This is a genomic window from Pseudomonas sp. NPDC089406 (assembly GCF_044900265.1).
Taxonomy (GTDB): Bacteria; Pseudomonadota; Gammaproteobacteria; order Pseudomonadales; family Pseudomonadaceae; genus Aquipseudomonas; species Aquipseudomonas fakonensis.
The window spans coordinates 311-19,435 of sequence record NZ_JBJDNC010000023.1; the positions used below are offsets into that span (position 1 = coordinate 311).

19 protein-coding genes are annotated in these 19,125 nt (G+C 62.6%); 7 read left to right on the forward strand and 12 right to left on the reverse strand.

Annotated features, from left to right (window positions below; all coding sequences use genetic code 11):
- Window positions 1–160 precede the first annotated feature (160 nt).
- From ACI2KK_RS17085 to ACI2KK_RS17100, 4 genes are all read left to right on the forward strand, one after another.
- On the forward strand, window positions 161–505 hold the full coding sequence (locus ACI2KK_RS17085; protein ID WP_404669774.1) for a VOC family protein: 345 nt from the start codon (window positions 161–163) through the stop codon (window positions 503–505).
- A gap of 67 nt (window positions 506–572) precedes the next feature.
- Complete coding sequence (locus ACI2KK_RS17090; protein ID WP_404669775.1) at window positions 573–1,052, forward strand: VOC family protein; 480 nt, start codon at window positions 573–575, stop codon at window positions 1,050–1,052.
- Between the two features lie 99 nt (window positions 1,053–1,151).
- Entirely contained in the window at window positions 1,152–1,781 is a 630-nt protein-coding gene (locus tag ACI2KK_RS17095) for a hypothetical protein (protein ID WP_404669776.1), read from the forward strand.
- A gap of 10 nt (window positions 1,782–1,791) precedes the next feature.
- Window positions 1,792–2,448: a helix-turn-helix transcriptional regulator gene (locus ACI2KK_RS17100; protein ID WP_404669777.1), complete on the forward strand. Its 657-nt coding sequence runs from the start codon at window positions 1,792–1,794 to the stop codon at window positions 2,446–2,448.
- On the opposite strand, the gene yddG is transcribed toward ACI2KK_RS17100, so the two are convergent.
- Window positions 2,390–3,289, reverse strand: coding sequence for an aromatic amino acid DMT transporter YddG (gene yddG, locus ACI2KK_RS17105; RefSeq protein ID WP_404669778.1), 900 nt, complete (start codon window positions 3,287–3,289; stop codon window positions 2,390–2,392). The genes ACI2KK_RS17100 and yddG overlap by 59 nt on opposite strands.
- 149 nt (window positions 3,290–3,438) lie before the next feature.
- Window positions 3,439–5,601 (reverse strand): TonB-dependent siderophore receptor, encoded by a 2,163-nt coding sequence (locus ACI2KK_RS17110; RefSeq protein WP_404669779.1) that lies wholly within the window; start codon window positions 5,599–5,601, stop codon window positions 3,439–3,441.
- A gap of 83 nt (window positions 5,602–5,684) precedes the next feature.
- On the opposite strand from ACI2KK_RS17110, the gene ACI2KK_RS17115 reads away from it, so the two are divergent.
- The gene (locus tag ACI2KK_RS17115; RefSeq protein ID WP_404669780.1) at window positions 5,685–6,530 is read left to right on the forward strand and encodes a hypothetical protein; all 846 of its coding nucleotides are present in this window, start codon (window positions 5,685–5,687) and stop codon (window positions 6,528–6,530) included.
- 30 nt (window positions 6,531–6,560) lie between these two features.
- Here ACI2KK_RS17115 and ACI2KK_RS17120 read toward each other — a convergent pair whose 3' ends face one another.
- Together ACI2KK_RS17120 and ACI2KK_RS17125 are read right to left on the reverse strand one after the other, a co-directional pair.
- Window positions 6,561–7,406: a TIGR03915 family putative DNA repair protein gene (locus ACI2KK_RS17120; protein ID WP_404669781.1), complete on the reverse strand. Its 846-nt coding sequence runs from the start codon at window positions 7,404–7,406 to the stop codon at window positions 6,561–6,563.
- On the reverse strand, window positions 7,397–8,617 hold the full coding sequence (locus ACI2KK_RS17125; RefSeq protein WP_217839206.1) for a putative DNA modification/repair radical SAM protein: 1,221 nt from the start codon (window positions 8,615–8,617) through the stop codon (window positions 7,397–7,399). Before ACI2KK_RS17125 ends, ACI2KK_RS17120 begins: the two co-directional genes overlap by 10 nt.
- A 370-nt stretch (window positions 8,618–8,987) precedes the next feature.
- Between ACI2KK_RS17125 and mqo the strand changes: the two genes are divergently transcribed.
- Window positions 8,988–10,562: a malate dehydrogenase (quinone) gene (gene mqo / locus ACI2KK_RS17130; RefSeq protein ID WP_404669782.1), complete on the forward strand. Its 1,575-nt coding sequence runs from the start codon at window positions 8,988–8,990 to the stop codon at window positions 10,560–10,562.
- 100 nt (window positions 10,563–10,662) lie between these two features.
- Here the strand turns inward: mqo and ACI2KK_RS17135 are convergent, their stop codons facing one another.
- The 8 genes from ACI2KK_RS17135 to ACI2KK_RS17170 form a co-directional block, all read right to left on the reverse strand.
- On the reverse strand, window positions 10,663–10,857 hold the full coding sequence (locus ACI2KK_RS17135; protein WP_404669783.1) for a hypothetical protein: 195 nt from the start codon (window positions 10,855–10,857) through the stop codon (window positions 10,663–10,665).
- Between the two features lie 4 nt (window positions 10,858–10,861).
- Window positions 10,862–11,407: a hypothetical protein gene (locus ACI2KK_RS17140; RefSeq protein ID WP_404669784.1), complete on the reverse strand. Its 546-nt coding sequence runs from the start codon at window positions 11,405–11,407 to the stop codon at window positions 10,862–10,864.
- Window positions 11,408–11,550: 143 nt separating this feature from the next.
- Window positions 11,551–12,744: an MFS transporter gene (locus tag ACI2KK_RS17145; protein ID WP_404669785.1), complete on the reverse strand. Its 1,194-nt coding sequence runs from the start codon at window positions 12,742–12,744 to the stop codon at window positions 11,551–11,553.
- 99 nt (window positions 12,745–12,843) lie between these two features.
- Window positions 12,844–13,332 (reverse strand): signal peptidase II, encoded by a 489-nt coding sequence (locus ACI2KK_RS17150; RefSeq protein ID WP_404669786.1) that lies wholly within the window; start codon window positions 13,330–13,332, stop codon window positions 12,844–12,846.
- 334 nt (window positions 13,333–13,666) lie between these two features.
- A complete protein-coding gene (locus ACI2KK_RS17155) occupies window positions 13,667–14,911 on the reverse strand; it encodes a saccharopine dehydrogenase family protein (RefSeq protein WP_404669787.1) in 1,245 nt (414 codons plus the stop codon).
- Between the two features lie 30 nt (window positions 14,912–14,941).
- Window positions 14,942–16,039, reverse strand: coding sequence for a carboxynorspermidine decarboxylase (locus tag ACI2KK_RS17160; RefSeq protein ID WP_217839199.1), 1,098 nt, complete (start codon window positions 16,037–16,039; stop codon window positions 14,942–14,944).
- 345 nt (window positions 16,040–16,384) lie between these two features.
- Window positions 16,385–17,023: a TIGR02646 family protein gene (locus tag ACI2KK_RS17165; RefSeq protein WP_404669788.1), complete on the reverse strand. Its 639-nt coding sequence runs from the start codon at window positions 17,021–17,023 to the stop codon at window positions 16,385–16,387.
- Window positions 17,007–18,437: an AAA family ATPase gene (locus tag ACI2KK_RS17170; RefSeq protein ID WP_404669789.1), complete on the reverse strand. Its 1,431-nt coding sequence runs from the start codon at window positions 18,435–18,437 to the stop codon at window positions 17,007–17,009. The genes ACI2KK_RS17165 and ACI2KK_RS17170 overlap by 17 nt, the downstream gene beginning before the upstream one ends.
- 202 nt (window positions 18,438–18,639) lie before the next feature.
- Here ACI2KK_RS17170 and ACI2KK_RS17175 point away from each other — a divergent pair, with 202 nt between their 5' ends.
- Window positions 18,640–19,098, forward strand: a complete 459-nt coding sequence (locus tag ACI2KK_RS17175) for a metallophosphoesterase family protein (protein WP_404669790.1) — start codon at window positions 18,640–18,642, stop codon at window positions 19,096–19,098.
- Window positions 19,099–19,125: the final 27 nt, after the last annotated feature.

Genomic DNA, 19,125 nt, shown 5'->3' on the forward strand with positions numbered 1-19,125 from the left:
AAACCCAAACCCAAACCCAAACCCAAACCCAAACCCAAACCCAAACCCAAACCCAAACCCAAACCCAAACCCAAACCCAAACCCAAACCCAAACCCAAACCCGAACCGGAACCCGAACCCGAACCCGAACCCGCCCCCCAAAAAACCAACGAGCCCCCCCATGCCCATATCCCTGCTACTCCACACCACCCACCTCGAAACCACCCGCACCCACTACCGCGACACCCTGGACTTCACCCTGACCGACACCGCCCAATCGACCCTCACCGCCACCCTGCAGGACGCCACCCTGGTATTCACCGAACAGAACCTCTGGCAGCACCCCATCGGCTGCTCGGGCACCTTCTACCTGATCGTCGAAGACGTCGATCGCTACTACCAGCAAGTCAAGGACCGCGCCGAAATCGCCTGGCCACTGCAGAACATGCCCCATGGCTCCCGCGAATTCGGCATCCGCGACTGCAACGGCTACTACCTGGCGTTCAGCCAGCACCAGGCCCGCTGATCAGCCGCCAGCAAAAGGCCGGGCAGGGGGCCTAGACTCGAGGGACCCCGCCCAGGAACCCGCGCACATGACCCCCAAGAACAGCATCTGCCTCTGGTACGACCACGACGCCGAAGAGGCCGCTAACTTCTACGCCAGCACCTTCCCCGACAGCCACGTCACTGCCGTGCACAAAGCCCCCGGCGACTACCCCTCGGGCAAGGCCGGCGATGTGATCACCGTCGAATTCACCGTGATGGGCATCCCCTGCATCGGCCTCAACGGCGGCAAGGCCTTTACCCACAGCGAGGCATTTTCGTTCCAGGTGGCTACCGACAGCCAGGAAGAAACCGACCGCTACTGGAACGCCATCGTCGGCAACGGCGGCCAGGCAAGCGTCTGCGGCTGGTGCAAGGACAAGTGGGGCCTGTCGTGGCAGATCAGCCCGCGAGTGCTCACCGATGCGGTGGCCAGCCCCGACCGCGCAGCCGCCAAGCGCGCCTTCGACGCGATGATGGGCATGACCAAGATCGATATCGCCGCCATCGAGAAAGCCCTCAAGGGCTAAGCGGCCCACCACTGGTCCGATTCATTGCGGCAGGCCAATAAAAACATATTTTGATGCTTAAATTACCCTTGTCGGTCCATCCATTACGAGGGTGTCGTCATGAACATCAAGATTGCCGCATTGCTGCTGCTCGCCCTGTGCGCACAGCCGGCCTGGAGCCAGGCCACTTCAACTGCTGCGCCCGCCGCAGAACCTGCAGCGCTGAGCACCCGCCTGGCCCTGCGCGGCCTGTGGGTCGAGCATGTGTTCTGGGTACGCAACTACGCCATGGCCAACCAGGCCGGCAACAAGGCCCAGGCCGATATCGCCGCCAAGCAGGTGGTCAGCAACGCCACCACCATCGCCAACAGCCTGGCGCCCTTGTACGGCCAGCCCGCAGCCGACCAACTGTTCAAGCTGCTGGGGGGCCACTGGGGCGCGGTGAAGCACTACAGCGACGCCACCGTGGCCAAGGACAAGGCCGGGCAGCAGGCGGCGGTCAACGAGTTGTCGGCCAATGCCAAGGCCATTGCAGCGTTTTTGTCCAAGGCCAACCCCTACCTGCCTGAGCAAACCCTGATTACCTTGCTCAGCGCCCACGGCGGCCATCACATTGCGCAAATCGACCAACTGGCCAAGGCCGACTACGCAGGCGAGGCGCAAACCTGGCAAATGATGCGTGAGCACATGCTGGTGCTGGCCGACGCCCTGGCCGGGGCGCTGGTCAAGCAGTTCCCCGACAAGTTCTAGGAGGCGCGCCATGCTCGAAGGTTTGGGGCGCACCCAGCGCGACCTGTTGTACGCCCTGTTGCACCAGCCGGGCGGCATGAGCATCGACGACCTGGCCCAGGCCCTGGCGGTCACCCGTACCGCAGTGCGCCAGCACCTGGCCGCGCTGGAGCGCGACGGCCTGGTGCAGCGTGGCGCCACCCGCCCCACGGGGCGGCGCCCCGAACAACTGCACCAGCTCACCGACCAGGCCCGCGAGCTGTTCCCGCGCCAGTACCCGCTGCTGGCCAACCTGCTGATCGAGCAGGTGGCCGGCCTGCTGGGGCATGAGGCGCTGCTGGCGTTGCTGCAGGGGTTGGGGCGCAAGCTGGCGGCAGACCTCGAGCACACCGTGGTGGACGAGGCGCGTATCGTCCAGCACATGAACCAGGCCGGCTATGAAGCGCAGGTGTTCTTCCGCTCGGCGGGCGAGCCGCAGATCGTCGCCCACAACTGCGTATTCCACCACCTGGCCAAGGTCCACCCGCTGGTGTGCGAGCTGGACCTGGCGCTGATCGGTGCCTTGGGTGGCGGCACCGCGCAGCACCTGGAGTGCATGCTGCGTGGTGGCCAGGTATGCCGCTTCGCCCTCAGCCCTGGGCAGCCGGCTGACGGGTCGCGTGCCAGCACAGCAGCGACCCCAGGGTAACCAGCAACGCCCCCTGCCAGAACTGCAGGGCCAAGGTGGCGCCCAGCCACAGTGCGGCAAAGCCGGCCGACAGCACCGGGGCGAAGTACGAGGCAGTGGCCAGCAGGGTCAGGTTGCCGCGCAGAATGCCGATGTTCCACAACGCATAGCCGCCGGCAATGGCCAGGCCCGCGCCCAGCAGTTCCAGGCTGGCCCGCGTGTGCGGGGCAGGCAGTACTTCATCGCTGAAGGCGTACTTCACCCACAGCACGGCGGCAGTCAGCAGGAAAAACAGCACCACGTGGTTCTGCCCGTTGGCATAGCGCCGGGTGACGTTGCAGTACAGCGCGAAGGTCACCGCGCAGGCCGCTGCCAACCCGTAGCCCAGCGGATTGGATGCAAGGTTGCTGGCCAGGCTGTCCAGCGACAGCCCGTCGGTGCTCACCACCCACAAAATGCCCAATAGCGCCAGGGCCGTGCCCGGTACGATGTACCAGCGCGCCGGCTGGCGGTTCATCGCGATCGCCAGCACCACGGTCAGGCTTGGCCACAGGTAGTTGACCACCATCAGCTGGATCGCCTGGCTACTGTCCAGGGCATAGCCCAGGGCCAGCGACAGGCAGATTTCGTAGGCGACGAACAGTACCGAGCCACTGACCAGGTAAAACGGCGTGGCCTTGCGCAGCCGCGGCTTGCCCAGCAGGGCCACCAGCAGCAGGGCGCCGAGGGTATAGATGAGCGCAGCACCGCCGATGGCGCCGAAATGCTGGCTGACGCTGCGGATCATGCCCGAAGCGGTGCTCCACAGCAGGATGGCGGCGAGGCCGCAGAAGGTGGCATTGCGCCCGGTGATCTTGGCCATGTTTGAGTTCGCGAGGAAAAGGCGCGAAGTCTAACGCGGTAGACAGTTTGTATACCATAGGCCGGGCGCATCCCTGCGCTCCCACAGAGGCGTGCATACCCCTGTAGGAGCCGGCTTGCCGGCGATAGGCCGGCAAGCCAGGTGCATCTTCAGAAGCTGTACTTGGCCGTCAGCATGAAATTGCGCGGGTCGCCAAAGGTATCGCCGCCGTAATCCACCGACTCGGAGATCGACGAGTAATACTTGCGATCGAAGATGTTGTTGGCGTTCAACTGCAGGTCCAGGTGCTGACTGACCTGGTAACCGGCCATCAGGTCGGTGACTGCATAGGCGCCTTGCTCCAGGCGGTAGTGGTTGATGCCATCCTTGAGCAATATGTCGTTGTACATGCGGCTCTGCCAGGTCAGGCCACCGCCCACCCGCAGTTTTTCCAGCGGGCCCTGGAAGCGGTAGGTGGTGAACAGCTTGAACTGGTGCTCGGGGGTGTCGCTGTTGAGCGGCTTGTTGATGTTGCCGGGGTTCTTTTCATCCTTGATGGTGTGCACGCGGGCATAGGTGTAGCCGCCACCGATCTGCCAGTTGTCGGTCAGCGCGCCTTGCAGCTCGAAGTCGATCCCCTGGCTGCGCACCTCGCCTGACGCCTCGTAGCAGGTCAGTTGCGGGCAGTTGACCACACCCACCTGGACCTGGCGGTTTTCCTGCTCGATGCGGAACACTGCAAGGCTGGCGTTGAGGGCGCCATCGAAGTACTCACCCTTGATCCCCACCTCGTAGTTCTTGCCGACGATCGGGATGATCGGCGTGCCGGAGGCATCGCGACCGTCCTGCGGGGTGAAGATGTCGGTGTAGCTCAGGTACACCGAGTGGTGTTCGTCGAGGTCGTAGATCAGCCCGCCGTAGCGGGTCACGTTGCGGGTGACCTTGTAGTCGCCACTGCCATCACCGTCGTGCTGGTCGTAGTCGTACCAGTCCAGGCGCCCGCCGAGGATCAGCTTGAGCGGGTCGGCCAGGCTCAGGCGGGTGGTGGCGTACACGCCTTCCTGCTCGATCACGTACTGGCTGTTGCTGCTGTGCAGGAAGTTCGGCTTGCCGCCGTTGAGCGGGTAGTTAGGGTCGTACGGGCTGTAGTCGCGTTGGTTCATGTCGTAGAGGCGCTTGCTGGCGCCGACCACCAGTTCGTGGCTGCGGCCCAGGGCCTGGAACGGGCCGCTGGCGAAGGCATCCACGCCCAGCTGGTTTTCGCGGTGGGCCGACTGGTAGGCCGTGCGGCTGAGGTCATTGCCCGCCCAGCGCGACTGGTACGAGCCGCGGAACAACGCATTCTGCTCGCTGTAGGTGGTGTTGACCTGCAACTTCCAGTCGTTGGCCAGTTGCTTGCGCACTTCGGCGAACAGGGTGTTGATCTCCTGGTCCTTGTTTTCCCAGTCGGTGGCCGGGTTATACGAGCGCGACAGGTCCAGGTGGTGGCCGTCGAGCCCGACCGGGATCGCCCCCCAGAAGAAATTGGTCTTGTCCTTCTGGTGGGAGATGCCGAGGGTGAGGGTGGTGTCGTCGCTCAGGTCCGCTTCGGTTACCGCATAGAACAGGTCATGGTTCTCGTCCTGGCCGTCGCGGAAGCTGCGGCTGGGGTTGTACGAGGCCACCACCCGGCCGCGCAGGGTGCCGCTGTCGTTGAGCGGGCTGGAGGCGTCGATCTCGCCGCGGTAGTTGTCCCAGCTGCCGAGCGCGCCGGTGAGGGTGACCTTCTGTTCGGCCAGCGGGCGCTTGCGCACCAGGTTGATGGCCGCCGACGGCGTGCCGGCACCTGTGACCAGGCCGGTGGAGCCGCGTACCACTTCGACCCGGTCGAACATCGCCAGGTTGGGCTGGGCGCCGACCACCCAGCCGGTGTAGGCGCTGGGGATGCCGTCGTACATGATGTTGTCGACATCGAAGCCACGGGCGGTGTAGGTCTGCCGGCCCGGGCCGTTGGACTGGTTGAGGAACAGCCCCGGCGTGTACTTGGCCACGTCGTTGATGCTCTTCATGTTCTGGTCGTCCATGCGCTGGCGGGTGATCACCGTCACCGCCTGGGGCGTTTCGCGCATGGTCAGTGGCAGTTTGGTAGCAGTGGACATGCTGCCGGTGGTGTACGACTGCGACCCTTCGGTAGTGCTGCCCAGGCTGCTGTCGTTGATGGCGGTGGCACCCAGTTCCATCACCGCAGGCGCTTGGGCCTGCTCTTCGGCGAATGCGGGTGGCAGGGCGGCCATGCAGATGGCCAAGGCCAGCAGGTTGGGCGTGAAGCGCTGGGGGGAAGGGCAGAGGGACATGCCTGGAAGGGTCCTTATTGCTAGTGCTTATGAGAACGATTAGCAATAATTTTGTCAGGATTTGTCAGTTTGTAACAGTCTGTATGGATATTAAGTTGACATTTTTTTCACATTTACCCACTCGTTTGAATGGCCATTTGCCATTGTTTTCGCAAGGGCTCAAGATCGCAAAGGGCATGCCGATACTGGGTAGATGGCAGCATATTCATCGCCAGGAGGCCGGTAATTTCATGAAGATCAGCGCTATTTCACCCCATTGTAGTGCCTCGGTCGAACAGGTACTCGAAGCCGTCAGCCTTGCGCCAGGGCAATTGATCGTGTTGCCGGGAGTGGCAGGTAATACACCGCCACCCGAAGCTGTTCAGGAGCGCCTCAAACCCGGCGCCTGGGCATACGTCGAGAGCTGGGCAGGTTCGCGCAGCGCAGGCAAGCCCAAGGGGCCGTCTAAGCGGGCGACACCCGACAAGCGAGGCACAGGTGAGGGCTGGGACGCGCCGCGAGCATTGCTGGTTTCGGCGGCCGAACAGATCGAACTGCCTGCGCAATGGTTCACCAGCCGACCGCTTCAGGGTGACTTGCAGGCGCTTCAGGACAGCCTCGCAGCACGCACCCATGTGATTGGCGGACGAGAGGTGACGTTTCTGTTGTGCGGTGAGATCAACGGAATCGACCTCAACGGTTGTCTGCGCTACGGGCAACCACTGCAATGCCCGGTACTGATCAATCCGGCGCATACCACCATGGGCCGTTGGCATTTGTTGAACCAGAAATTCGCTGCGCTTTCCCGGCAAGGGGTCGTGGTGCATGTGGCCAACAATGATCGGGCAAGCCTGGCCGCGACGACCGGCTTGCGCATCTATCACCATGGCAAGCGCATCGAACTCGATAGCTGCCACGAGTTGATCAGATCCTGCACTTACGAGGTGTGATGGCATGGGGTGGTTGTGCTTGCGTCCCGGTCAGCTTCCTTGCGGTCGGCTGATACGTTTACCAGGTTGCAACCCCACCTCCAGCGCCTGCCCATCGCGCTGTTTGCCCTGCCGGGCCTGGCCGACCAACTGTGGAATCAGCGGCCCCTCCGGCAGGTTGCGCCAGAAGCGCCCGGGCAAGTGCTGGCGCAGGGCATCCGGGTTGAGCCTGGCCGGGTTGAAGGTGTGCCGGTAGTAGGTCAGCCATAGCTCTGCGCCGGGGTCTTCGGCGTTGCGCGCCCAGTCTTGCCAGGCGGTTGGGCACTGGCGCCGGTAGTCGAGGGTTTGCCCGTCGTAGCGGATACCGTCGCGGGGCGTGGCGATCAGCCAGCGCTGGCGGCCCAGGCGCTCGGCAAAATGGCCGCTGGCGCTGTCGAGGATGTCGTGGGCCGGTTCGTGCCAGGCAATCAGGTCCAGTTGCAGCGACTCGGCCAGCGCCTCTGGCAAGGGCACGAAACGCACGAAGGCATGCAGATGGTGGGCTTCGCGGCCCACCTGGCGGATCCGCCGCTGCAGCTCGCTGCCCAGTCGCTCGCCGGCCAGCATGGCAGTGCGGTCGCCATGGGCGACCCGCCACAGCACCTCGTACAAAAGGTTCCAGCGCTGCTCGCCACGGTAGCGACCGGCTTGTTCCAATTGAGCGAGCAGCTCTGCCGGCACCCGTGCGCGGAACGGGCCGGGCCCCTCAGGCAAGGGCGTGACCACCGCCAGCAGGTCGCCCATCGGGCCTTGGCCCCAGGTGACCTCGGCCGGGTCGATGCCATGCCCGAGCAGGGTGCGCGCCTGGTTGCGCCAGGTGGCAAAGCAGTCGTCACAGTCGAGCGCGATCACCCCCACAGCCCCATCTGCAGCGGGGCCTGGGGTTCGCGCAGGCGCTCGCGCAACAGGCCGCTGCGCAGCTCCGCCTGGGCCGGGCGGTAGTCACTGGTGACGATGAACGGCCGGGCCTTTTCCAGCACGCAGCGCAGCTGGATCAGGTCGTCGTAGCGGATGCGCCGCTCACGACGCAGCGCCACCATGCGCTGCACGCTGCGCAGGCCAATGCCGGGGATGCGCGCCAGCAGCGCGGGTTCGGCGCGGTTCACATCCAGCGGGAACACCTCGCGGTTGGCCAGCGCCCAGGCAAGCTTGGGGTCGATGTCCAGCGCCAGGTTGCCCACCTCGCCCAGCAATTCACCGGCCTTGTAGCCATAGCCGCGCAGCAGGAAGTCGGCCTGGTACAGGCGGTGCTCGCGCAGCAGCGGCGGGGCGGCAAGGGGCACGCTGCCGGGGCTGTCGGGGATCGGGCTGAACGCCGAGTAGTACACGCGCTTGAGGCCGTAGCCCTGGTACAGCGACTCGGCGTTGCGCAGTAAGGTGCTGTCGTCGGTGGCGTCGGCGCCGACGATCACCTGGGTGCTTTGCCCGGCCGGGGTGAAGCGCGGCGCGCGGGGTTCGCCGGCCACTGCCTGCTGGCCCTGGTGAATCACGCCCATGGCCTGGCGAATGGTGCTGGCTTGTTTTTCCGGGGCCAGGCGCTTGAGGCTGGCGTCGGTGGGCAGCTCGATGTTGACGCTCAGGCGGTCGGCCAGGCGCCCGGCTTCTTCGATCAGCAGCGGGTCGGCATCGGGGATGGTCTTGAGGTGGATGTAACCACGGAAGTTGTGCTCCTCGCGCAGCAGGCGGGCCACGCGGATCAACTGCTCCATGGTGTAGTCGGCCGAGCGGATGATGCCGGAGCTTAAAAACAACCCACTGATGCAGTTGCGCCGGTAGAAGTCCAGGGTCAGGCGCACCACTTCCTCGGGGCTGAAGCGTGCCCGCGGCACGTTGCTGGAGCGGCGGTTGACGCAGTACTGGCAGTCGTAAAGGCAGAAGTTGGTCAGCAGTACCTTGAGCAGCGACACACAGCGCCCGTCGGGGGTGTAGCTGTGGCAGATACCCATGCCGTCGGTGGCGCCCAACCCGTCGCGCCCGCGCGAGCTACGCTTGGGCGCGCCGCTGCTGGCGCAAGAGGCGTCGTACTTGGCGGCGTCGGCGAGGATGCCGAGTTTGGCGATCAGTTGCATGGTGGGCTGACTCAGAATACTGAATATTCATACAGTATTTCAGGCTGTGCCTGATGGCAAGTGGCGGAATCGCAGCGTGGGAGCAACTGTCTTGCTCAATGGCGAAAAGCTGGCGCGGTCCCTGTGGGAGCGGGCTTGCCCGCGAAAAGGGCGACACGGTGTATGGCACGGGCTTTGCCCGTGTTCGCGGGGCAAGCCCGCTCCTACAGGGATCGCGCAGGCCTGCTGAGCTGCGCGGTGCCTGTGGGCTTGCCCCGCGATGGGGCCCTGCCAGGTAATCCACGTCATCCGTCAAACCCGAGCATTTCAGTCAGCTAAGCTACACCCCAGGCGTGATGCCCGATCATGGACAATCGCAAAGGGAGCACACATGAACATCAATAAAAAAACCTGGGCGCTGGCCACGCTATGCCTGGCCATGGGCTTGAGCACGGCCCAGGCCGCCGAAAGCAAAAAGGTCGACGTGCTGCTGGTGGGCGGCGGCATCATGAGCTCCACCCTGGCGGTGTGGCTCAACGAACTGGAGCCGGGCTGGTCGATGCAGATGGTCGAGCGCCTGGACAAGGTCGCCGAAGAAAGCTCCAACGGCTGGAACAACGCCGGCACCGGGCACTCGGCGCTGGCCGAGCTCAACTACACCCCCGAGAAGGACGGCAAGATCGACATCAGCAAGGCGGTGGAGATAAACGAGTCGTTCCAGGTCACCCGCCAGTTCCTCGCCTGGCAGGTGCGCCAGGGCGTGCTGAAGAACCCGCGTTCGTTCATCAACACCACGCCGCACATGAGCTTCGTTTGGGGCGATGACAATATCCGCTTTTTGAAAAAACGCTACGAGGCCCTGCAGCAGAGCCCGCTGTTCAAACCCATGCAGTTTTCCGAAGACCATGCGCAGATCGCCAAGTGGGTGCCGCTGATGATGGAGGGGCGCGACCCCAACCAGAAGCTTGCGGTCACCTGGACGCCCATCGGCACCGACGTCAACTTCGGCGAGATCACCCGCCAGTACGTGGGCTACCTGCAAACCCGGCCGAACTTCGACCTCAAGCTCTCCAGCGAAGTAGAGGACATCACCCGCAACCAGGACGGCAGCTGGCACGTCGAGTACAAGAACCTCAAGGATGGCAGCAAGGCGGCCACCGATGCCAAGTTCCTGTTCATCGGCGCCGGCGGCGCGGCATTGCCGCTGCTGCAGAAATCCGGCATCGATGAGGCCAAGGACTACGCGGGCTTCCCGGTGGGTGGCTCGTTCCTGGTCACCGACAACCCGGCCATCGCCCAGCGCCACATGGCCAAGGCCTACGGCATCGCCGCCACCGGGGCGCCGCCGATGTCGGTGCCGCACCTGGACACCCGGGTGCTCGACGGCAAACGCATGATCCTGTTCGGGCCGTTTGCCACCTTCTCCACCAAGTTCCTCAAGGAGGGCTCGTTGCTGGACCTGTTCGCCAGCATGTCGGTGCACAACAGCTGGCCGATGGTGCGGGTGGGTGTGCGCGAGTTCGACCTGGTGAAGTACCTGATCGGCCAGGTGCTGCAGTCTGACGATGACCGCTTCGCGGCCTTGCAGACTTACTTCCCGCAAGCGAAGAAGGAAGACTGGCGCCTGTGGCAGGCCGGGCAGCGGGTGCAGATCATCAAGAAGGACGAGAACCAGGGCGGGGTGCTCAAGCTGGGTACCGAGATCGTCGTCGCCAAGGACGGCAGCATCGCCGGCCTGCTGGGCGCCTCGCCGGGTGCCTCGACCGCGCCGCCGATCATGCTCGATCTGCTGGGCAAGGTGTTCAAGGATAAGCTGGCCACGCCCGAATGGCAGGCCAAGGTGCGGCAGATCGTGCCTTCATACGGCACACGGCTGAACGAGCACCCGGACAAGGTCGAGGAGGAATGGCGCTATACCAGCGAGGTATTGCAGCTGGCAGCGCCCAGCGAGGTGGCGGCGCCTTGAGCCATGATGGGTGGCTCCTGCCGGGTTGCGCGGTCCCCTGTAGGAGCCGGCTTGCCGGCAATGGCGTCATCACCGACAACACAACAATAGCCGTGAGGTTTCAGGAAGCGCGCTTGCGCGAAGCGTGCGGCCGGCCGGCGTAGCTGGACTGTTCGATGCGTGAAAAAGCCTTGATGGCGTGTTCGTTCAGAAAGCTGTCGTACTGGCTGGAGTTACGCAACTGCGCGAGCTTCTCGTCGGCAATGGCTTTGAAATGAGCCACGGTGGCGCTGAAGTCACTGGGTTTATCGGTCATTTCGCTATTCCTCATGATTGAGCGCAGCGTAGCCACGCGTCAGGTCGTAGGCAAGGCCGATGCCCTTGACCTGCCTGAAGCCGTCCAGCCCGTAGGCCGCGCGAGCCTGGGACAGCGGGTCCCTGATAACCACCCACTGCAGCCCCAGCATCAACGCATAGTAGCGTACAGCGCTGAGGCACAGTGGTGCCACATATCCCTTCGTGGCCAGGTGCTCGTTTGGGTTGCGTTGCAGATAGAGCACCATGATGCGGTCTTTGCTGCCCAGTGGCGAAGCCCAGCACAGACCGGCCAACTGCTGCTCATGCCACAGGGCGATATCCAGCGCGTTGCAGTGGGCTTGGCGCGCCTTCCAGCCTGGTACTCGTTCCCAGCCGAAGTCATGGGGCGCCGGGTGCCAGTGCTCATGGGCGGCAATGGCATAAGCGTCGATTTCGCCGATATTCAGCGAGCTGGCCAGGTGTGGAGCTTTGTCCCTTATCTCAAGCAACGCTTGACCGCGTGCGGCCTGCTTGAGCGCCGTCAGTTCGGCGAGTAGCCGTTCGTCCATCACATACCTTTTGAATGCAAGTGAAACAGGTGTGTGAAGGCTAGCGGCAAACGTTCTCACGCAGGCCTGTGAATGGCGCGGGCCATTTCACTGCTTTGCGTCAGAAAAGTCTGAGTGCGCCGTGCTGCGTATTGTTTGCCGCCTCAGCCCTCGCAAACCTCTCGCCGTACCCACCAGCGCCAGCCCAGCCGGGCCATGGCAATCCCCCAGTTGGCAACGGCCAGCAGCAGGATCAGTTGCAACAGCGCCGGCATGCCGGCTTGCACGATCACCCGCCCGGCCAGCCACGGGAAGCCGAACACCCCCACGAAGTACGCCAGGCTGAACAGCACCAGCGCCTGGGCCATGTGCCCGGCGGGTGCCTGGTTGGCGGCCTGGCCGTTGATCACCGAATAGGTCAGGCCATAGCCGACCCCCAAGGTCACCGCCGCCAGCAGGTAAGTGGCCGCGCTATGCACGGTGAAGCCCAGCATCAGCACCGCCAGCACCATCAGCCCGCTGAGCACGCAGGCGCTTACATAGGGGTCGCGCTTGACGATCAGCCCGGCCACCAGCAGCCGGCAGCCGATGGCGGCGCAGGTGAAACCGAGGAAGAACAGCGAATAGTCCAGCAGCCGCAGCGCGGCGTAGCTGGTCTGAAAGCTCGACAGCCCACCGAAGATCGCGCCGCCCAGGCCGACCATGATGATCGGGAACAGTGCCGGCGAGGCCATCACTTTCAGCACCGCAGCGGGGCTCAGCTTGCTCACGCTGACCGGCCCCTGGCCAGCTTGGGCCAAGGGAGCGGCCAGTACGCGGAACAACAAGCCACCGAGCAGGCTGGCGCCGGCGGCGGTGAGAAATGCGCTTTCCAGCGGCAAACCCAGGGCTTCGAAGGCGCGCCCGGTCAGCGGCCCGCTGCCGATACCAGTCATCATGCTGCCCGACAGCAGGGCGAAGTATTTCATCCGCCGTTCAGGCTCGATGGTCATCGCCACGACGATCGGGCCCAGCGTGTAAAAGGTGCCCCAGCCCAGGCCCAGCAGCAAGCCGAACGCCAGCAGCAGGTTGCCCTGTGCCGGGGCCCAGGCGAACCCCAGGCAAGCGGCGGCCAGCAGCAGGGCACTGCCGGCGATGGTGCGCGGCGCGCCGATGCGGTCGCTCAGGTGGCCGCAGCAGATCACCGCGACGAAGGTACTCAGCATGGCGCTGGAAATCACCAGGCCGGCGTCGGACTCGCTGCCGCCATGGGCCGCCAGCATCTTGGCCAGCAGGAAGGTCGCCCCGTAGGACAGCGACAGCAGAAAGCTTGCAAAGCAGAACAGCGCGAACAGGCGCTGGGAGGAGGGCGCAGGCATGGGGCTTCTCTTGTTATCGGCAGGGCAGTACCAGCTATACCAGAGCGAGAAGCCGTTTGCGTATGAAGATCAAGGACTTGAGGTTAGCCCCCGGTCACCTTAAAGGGCCTGGGGCTTTTTCAGCCCGGTCCACAGCAGAATGCCGGCCCCGGCCATGATGGCGATATCGGCCAGATTAAACACGCCGGTGTGCAGGGGGCCGAGGTTGAGCACCAGGTAGTCGACCACATGGCCGTCGCGAGTCACCCGGTCGATCAGGTTGGACAGCCCGCCCATGGCGATGAAGTACGCAGCGCCAGCCTTGAGCGGCGTGGCCTGCCAGTGGCGCAGCGCCCAGACGATGGCCCAGACACACACCACGCCCACTGCTGCCACGAAGATCAGTTGCTTCACCCAGGGCGACAGGCTCGCGCCCAGGCTGAGGAAAGCGCCCGGGTTGAGGCTCAGGGCCAGGTCCAGCCACAGGTGCTGGTTGCCGAATACGTAGCTGTGGCTTTTCAGCCCCACCAGGGCGATCAGCTTGACCCACTGGTCGAGGAGAATGAAGGCGACACCCAGGATCAGGGTGAGGGTACGGCTGGAGAGCATGCTGGCATTTCCTTCGCGGTGCGGGTGGGGCGGGCGGCGAAGATAGCGCAGGCGGGGCGGGACTTAAAGCCCGGTGGCGGTTCGGGCAGGTAATCCTGTGCTGGCCTCTTCGCGGGCAAGCCCGCTCCCACAGGGACCTCACGGCGCTCAGGCCTGAGGCTAGTTTCTGGGGCTGCCTGTGCTGGCCTCATCGCCGGCAAGCCGGCTCCTACAGGGACAGCGCAGGTTTGAGGCTCATGCGATCCCTGTGGGAGCGGGCTTGCCGGCGATGGGGCCGGGCCTGAAAAAACAAAAGGGGCGCCATGCGGCGCCCCCTTCTTCATACCGCTGATGATCAGGCTTCAGCGTCCCACGGACGGTCGCCTTTTTCATCTTTCACGCGGGTCGGCAGGCCCATCACGTCCAGCGCCTTGAGGAACGGCTCGGCCGGCAGCTCCTCGACGTTGACCATGCGCCCTGCATCCCACTCACCACGGGCCACCAGCAGGGCGGCCGCTACTGGCGGTACGCCGGCGGTGTAGGAGATGCCCTGGCTGTCGGTCTCGGCGTAGGCTTCTTCGTGGTCGGCCACGTTGTAGATGAACACCTCGCGCGGCTGGCCATCCTTGGTGCCCTTGACCAGGTCGCCGATGCAGGTCTTGCCGGTGTAGCCCGGGGCCAGCGAGGCCGGGTCCGGCAGCACGGCCTTGACCACTTTCAGCGGTACCACTTCCAGGCCTTCGGCGGTCTTCACCGGCTGCTCGCTGAGCAGGCCGAGGTTCTTCAGCACGGTGAACACGTTGATGTAGTGCTCGCCGAAGCTCATCCAGAAGCGCACGTTCGGCACGTTCAGGTTCTTCGAGATCGAGTGCACTTCATCGTGCCCGGTCAGGTACAGGTTTTGCGAACCCACCACCGGCAGGTCGTCGGTACGCTTGACCTCGAACATGGTGTTGCTGGTCCACTGACTGTTCTGCCAGCTCCACACCTGCCCGGTGAACTCGCGGAAGTTGATTTCCGGGTCGAAGTTGGTGGCGAAGTACTTGCCGTGGGAGCCGGCGTTCACGTCCAGGATGTCGATCGAGTCGATCTGGTCGAAGTACTGTTGCTGCGCGAGTTTCGCGTAGCTGTTCACCACACCCGGGTCGAAACCGACGCCGAGAATGGCGGTAATGTTCTTTTGTTGGCACTCTTCGAGGTGTTTCCACTCGTAGTTGCCGTACCACGGCGGGGTCTCGCAGATCTTGCCCGGCTCTTCGTGGATGGCGGTGTCAAGGTAAGCGACACCGGTATCGATGCAGGCACGCAGCACCGACATGTTGAGGAAGGCAGAACCGACGTTGATCACGATCTGCGATTCGGTCTCGCGGATCAGCGCCTTGGTTGCCTCGACATCGAGGGCATTGAGCGAGAAGGCCTGGATGTCGGCGGGTACCTTGAGGCTACCCTTGGCCTTGACGCTGTCGATGATGGCCTGGCATTTGGAGATGTTCCGTGACGCAATCGCAATACGACCCAACTCGTCGTTATGCTGTGCGCACTTGTGGGCCACCACCTTGGCGACACCTCCTGCACCAATGATAAGAACGTTCTTCTTCAATTCAGCTGCTCTCCTTCATGAAAGCCCGTCTTACGACAGGCTCGAAACGTAGTCTTCGAAACCGAACTCGCGCACCAGCTCGACGCTGCCGTCGAGTTGCTTGACCGCGATGGACGGCATTTTCAGACCGTTGAACCAGTTTTTCTTGACCATGGTGTAACCGGCCGTGTCGATGAACGACAGGCGATCGCCGATGGCCAGCGGCTTGTCGAACTGGTATTCGCCGAAGATGTCACCGGCCAGGCACGATTTGCCGCAGACCATGTAGGTGTGCTCGCCGTCGTTGGGGGCCATCTTGGCGTTGAGGCGGTAGATCAGCAGGTCGAGCAGGTGCGCTTCGATCGAGCTGTCGACCACGGCCAGGTGCTTGCCGTTGTACAGGGTGTCGAGCACGGTCACTTCCAGCGAGGCGCTGTTGGTGATGGCCGCTTCGCCTGGCTCCAGGTACACCTGCACGCCGTATTTTTCGGCGAAGGCTTTCAGACGTGCGCAGAAGGCGTCGACCGCGTAGTCGTCACCGGTGAAGTGGATGCCGCCACCCAGGCTGACCCACTCGACCTGGTGCAGCAGGTGGCCGAAGCGCTCCTCGATGTGGCTGAGCATCTTGTCGAACAGGCTGAAATCGCCGTTCTCGCAGTTGTTGTGGAACATGAAACCGGAGATCTGCCCGATCACCTGTTCGATCTTCGCAGGGTCCCACTCGCCCAGGCGGCTGAACGGGCGCGCCGGGTCGGCCAGCAGGTAGTCGGAGCTGCTCACTTGCGGGTTGACCCGCAGGCCGCGGATCTTGCCTTCGGACTGTTCGGCGAAGCGCTGCAGTTGGCCGATCGAGTTGAAGATGATCTTGTCGCAGTTGTCGAGCATCTCTTCGACTTCGTCGTCGGCCCAGGCCACGCTGTAGGCGTGGGTTTCGCCGGCGAACTTCTGGCGGCCGAGCTTGAGCTCGTACAGCGAGGAAGAAGTGGTGCCATCCATGTACTGCTGCATCAGGTCGAACACCGACCAGGTGGCGAAGCACTTGAGGGCGAGCAGGGCCTTGGCACCGGAGTGTTCGCGCACGTAGGCGATCTTCTCCATGTTGCTCAGCAGCTTGGTTTTGTCGATGAGGTAGTACGGCGTCTTGATCATTTAAAGGCCCCCGGCCAGGCCGGCCAAAAAAAGGACACGCATTGTGCCTTCACTTGCCGCAGTACGAAAGGGCGCAAGGCGCTTTTCGTCCGAGTTGCGGTTGTTTGCTGCCGGCCTTTCGCCGGCAAGCCCCTGCGCGCCGTCCCTGGCGCGGGTTCCGGCGGGCTGGCCGGGGGAGTTTTTTCTCGTTGGGGCGGGGTCAGTAGAACAGAGCAATGTGACCATTCTGATCAGCCCGTTGCAGGGGCGTGGAGAATCCGATGAGTGCGCAGTACAAGCTAGGCGACAAGGTGCGTTGGAACTGCGAGGCGGGGGTCATCCAAAAAGCTTGAGACTCTGGGGGCCCTAACTTGCTGCGCTGAGCCAACTTTTGAGAATACTCACCACCGCTGGCGCGAAAGGTTTCAGCCTGCCCTGCTCGGGGCGGTTAAGATCATCAATCACCGAAAGCAAAAGCTCGTCGTCTTCAAGTGGGGAGTTTGGGTCAAGTCCATTCTCTTGCAGCAGCCAGTGTGACAATTGCCTGCGTTTTTCCACCAATTGCTTGTTGTGATCCTCATGGTCGCCGAGGTTCAGCACGGCAATCGTCTGAACGGCCTTGGCGGAGAGACCTTTAACTCTGCCACTGATGAGGAATTTCAGTTCGGTCTCGCACTCATGCATCAGCGGAGTAACGGGGAGAGGGTGGTTTCCCTTGGCGGCATCGCACTGTCCCGGTGTCGTGCAACTGGCCACGATATTGTCAAATGCGAGGCTCAGTGGGCGGTTTTTGTCACGGCACTGCAGATGTTCATTCATGGTGCCGGGTTGCTCGCCGGTGATCTCGGCGCAGCAATAGGCGCACAGGTACAGCTGCTCGATAGTGCACGACTGTCTGATTGCTGCACGTACCAAGTGATCGAGGTCGTTGTAGTGCTTGCCAGGGTTTTTTGCCTTGAAGCGGGTCAGCACTTCTGGTTCTGCGCCCTTATCGATTTTTCTCAATGCGCAATTCCTGTTTGCGAAGGAACAGTTTGGCTTTGGTCAGCTCCAGATTCGACGGAGGGAGTTGTGCATCGAGGGTGTCGATGATCTGTCTAGCGTCCTCCAGGCGACTGTCCTGAATGGCATCCAGTGCATCGTTCAGCAGTGCGCCGATGTCCCGGTTGCGGACATGCGTATTCATAACGTCGAGCAAAACAGTATTGGCATCCTGGCCGAATTGAGAGGGCTTCCTTTCCAGAGTGCCATTGTTCAGGGAGAGTACTAGTACATCAGGGGAGTCGCTGATCACGAGGGGTGAATGGGTGGTCAGGATGAACTGGCAGTTGGGGAAAGTGCTCGTGAGATTACGGATGATTTCGCGCTGCCAGGTCGGGTGCAGGTGCATATCGATTTCGTCGATCAGGACGATGCCAACGCCGTGCAATGGATTTTCCAGACCAGGGTTCATCATCGCCAAGCGACGTGCAATATCGCCGACCAATGCCATCAGCGACTTTTCGCCTTGCGACAATTGCAGGATGTTCAGGGGCTGTTCGTTTTTGTCGACCATCAGTTGCAGGCGAGGCTTGCGTTGCACACGCAAGTTGGCGAAGCCTGGCATAAATCGTTCGATGGCTGAGCGGACGGCGGAAAGCTGTGCGTCCTTTGTACGTCCGGACCACTGGTGAAAATGGTTCTTGAGTTGTGCAGTAAGGTCCTCGGGCAGCGGCATAACAAACCCGTCAGCAAGGTCGCCATTTGTATCTCGGTTTCTGTCCAGGATGCTCATGGCAAAACGCTTGATATCGTGATCACTGATTACAGTATTGAATAGTTCTCTTGACCGTTCATTTTCATGATCCTCACGATCCCTGAACCATTCGAAAAATTTCGCGAAGCCAATCGATGGGCTGAGGAAGTCTTCATACCCCGACAGCTGGTCGAATGCATTTCTCCTTTTGGCTTTTAGAGGGGTTTCGAGCACCGAGCGCTCCACCGGATAGTGGGCCATGAGAGGAAGATTGCAGTCCTCCATGAGCGTCAGCCGTATCCGGTAAAGTTCGGTAGCATTCGCAATACCTTGTAAGGCTGTACGGTGTCTGGCGACCCTGCCTTGGCGCGTACGAGCCAGTGTCCACTGGTAAAAAGGCTCATCAGTCAAGTTATCTGCGACTTCGATTTCGACTGCTGCGGACTGCGTACCTTCCTTTATCAAGTGTTCAGCAATTGGGCTGCCACTCCCTTTCTCGCTGCGCAGGCGCGCGATAAACCAGCTCAGCGACGTTGCCAGTCCTTTCAGGATGGAAGTCTTGCCCGCCCCGTTATTACCGACCAGAACAACGACTTTGGCCGGGGTGGACTCATTCTCCATGAACGAAGCCGCCAGCGACTCGAAACGGCCATAGTTATGTAGCTGGAACGCTCTGATCTGCATATTCGCTTCCGGGGTTTGCCTTGCTTTGCAGGGAGGTTTCAGTCCCTGAAAAATTGCCAGAGCATAGCACGCCCCTTATTCCGTTTAGGACCTGTGCAAACGCATTGCAACAAATCATGGCCAGCACCTTCGGCTACCCGGCGTTGCTCGGCTTTACCGTATGCTGAGCGCCGAATCAGTCGATACAGGATCAAGTACTCTGATGAAAATAGGCGTGATCTCTGACACCCACGGGCTACTGCGCCCCGAGGCGGTGGCGGCGCTGCAAGGCTGCGCGCTGATCGTGCATGCCGGGGACATCGGCAAGCCAGAAGTGCTCGACGCGCTGCAGTCCATTGCGCCGCTTCAGGTGGTGCGCGGCAACAACGACCTGGGCCTGGCCTGGGCCGAGGGCCTGGCAGATGAGCTGCGTTTTTCCATCGAGGGCTGGCAGGTGCTGCTGGTGCACGATATCGCCGATGTGCCGCAATGCCTGGATGATGCGGTGCAGGTGGTGATCACCGGGCATTCGCACAAGCCGCTGATCGAATGGCGGGCAGGGCACTTGTACCTCAACCCGGGTAGCGCCGGGCCGAGGCGGTTCAAGTTGCCGGTGACGCTGGCGGTGGTCGAGGTCAGTGCCGCTGAGTTTCGACCAGAGCTGGTTACGTTGTTGGAGTGAAGGCCGCTTAACCTGTAGGAGCCGGCT

Bases quoted from the DNA above. Each gene is read 5' to 3' on its own strand.
- ACI2KK_RS17085 (WP_404669774.1), top strand. From the start codon at position 161: ATGCCCATATCCCTGCTACTCCACACCACCCACCTCGAAACCACCCGC.
- ACI2KK_RS17090 (WP_404669775.1), top strand. From the start codon at position 573: ATGACCCCCAAGAACAGCATCTGCCTCTGGTACGACCACGACGCCGAA.
- ACI2KK_RS17095 (WP_404669776.1), top strand. From the start codon at position 1,152: ATGAACATCAAGATTGCCGCATTGCTGCTGCTCGCCCTGTGCGCACAG.
- ACI2KK_RS17100 (WP_404669777.1), top strand. From the start codon at position 1,792: ATGCTCGAAGGTTTGGGGCGCACCCAGCGCGACCTGTTGTACGCCCTG.
- yddG (WP_404669778.1), bottom strand. From the start codon at position 3,289: ATGGCCAAGATCACCGGGCGCAATGCCACCTTCTGCGGCCTCGCCGCC.
- ACI2KK_RS17110 (WP_404669779.1), bottom strand. From the start codon at position 5,601: ATGTCCCTCTGCCCTTCCCCCCAGCGCTTCACGCCCAACCTGCTGGCC.
- ACI2KK_RS17115 (WP_404669780.1), top strand. From the start codon at position 5,685: ATGGATATTAAGTTGACATTTTTTTCACATTTACCCACTCGTTTGAAT.
- ACI2KK_RS17125 (WP_217839206.1), bottom strand. From the start codon at position 8,617: ATGCAACTGATCGCCAAACTCGGCATCCTCGCCGACGCCGCCAAGTAC.
- mqo (WP_404669782.1), top strand. From the start codon at position 8,988: ATGAACATCAATAAAAAAACCTGGGCGCTGGCCACGCTATGCCTGGCC.
- ACI2KK_RS17135 (WP_404669783.1), bottom strand. From the start codon at position 10,857: ATGACCGATAAACCCAGTGACTTCAGCGCCACCGTGGCTCATTTCAAA.
- ACI2KK_RS17140 (WP_404669784.1), bottom strand. From the start codon at position 11,407: ATGGACGAACGGCTACTCGCCGAACTGACGGCGCTCAAGCAGGCCGCA.
- ACI2KK_RS17145 (WP_404669785.1), bottom strand. From the start codon at position 12,744: ATGCCTGCGCCCTCCTCCCAGCGCCTGTTCGCGCTGTTCTGCTTTGCA.
- ACI2KK_RS17150 (WP_404669786.1), bottom strand. From the start codon at position 13,332: ATGCTCTCCAGCCGTACCCTCACCCTGATCCTGGGTGTCGCCTTCATT.
- ACI2KK_RS17160 (WP_217839199.1), bottom strand. From the start codon at position 16,039: ATGATCAAGACGCCGTACTACCTCATCGACAAAACCAAGCTGCTGAGC.
- ACI2KK_RS17170 (WP_404669789.1), bottom strand. From the start codon at position 18,437: ATGCAGATCAGAGCGTTCCAGCTACATAACTATGGCCGTTTCGAGTCG.
- ACI2KK_RS17175 (WP_404669790.1), top strand. From the start codon at position 18,640: ATGAAAATAGGCGTGATCTCTGACACCCACGGGCTACTGCGCCCCGAG.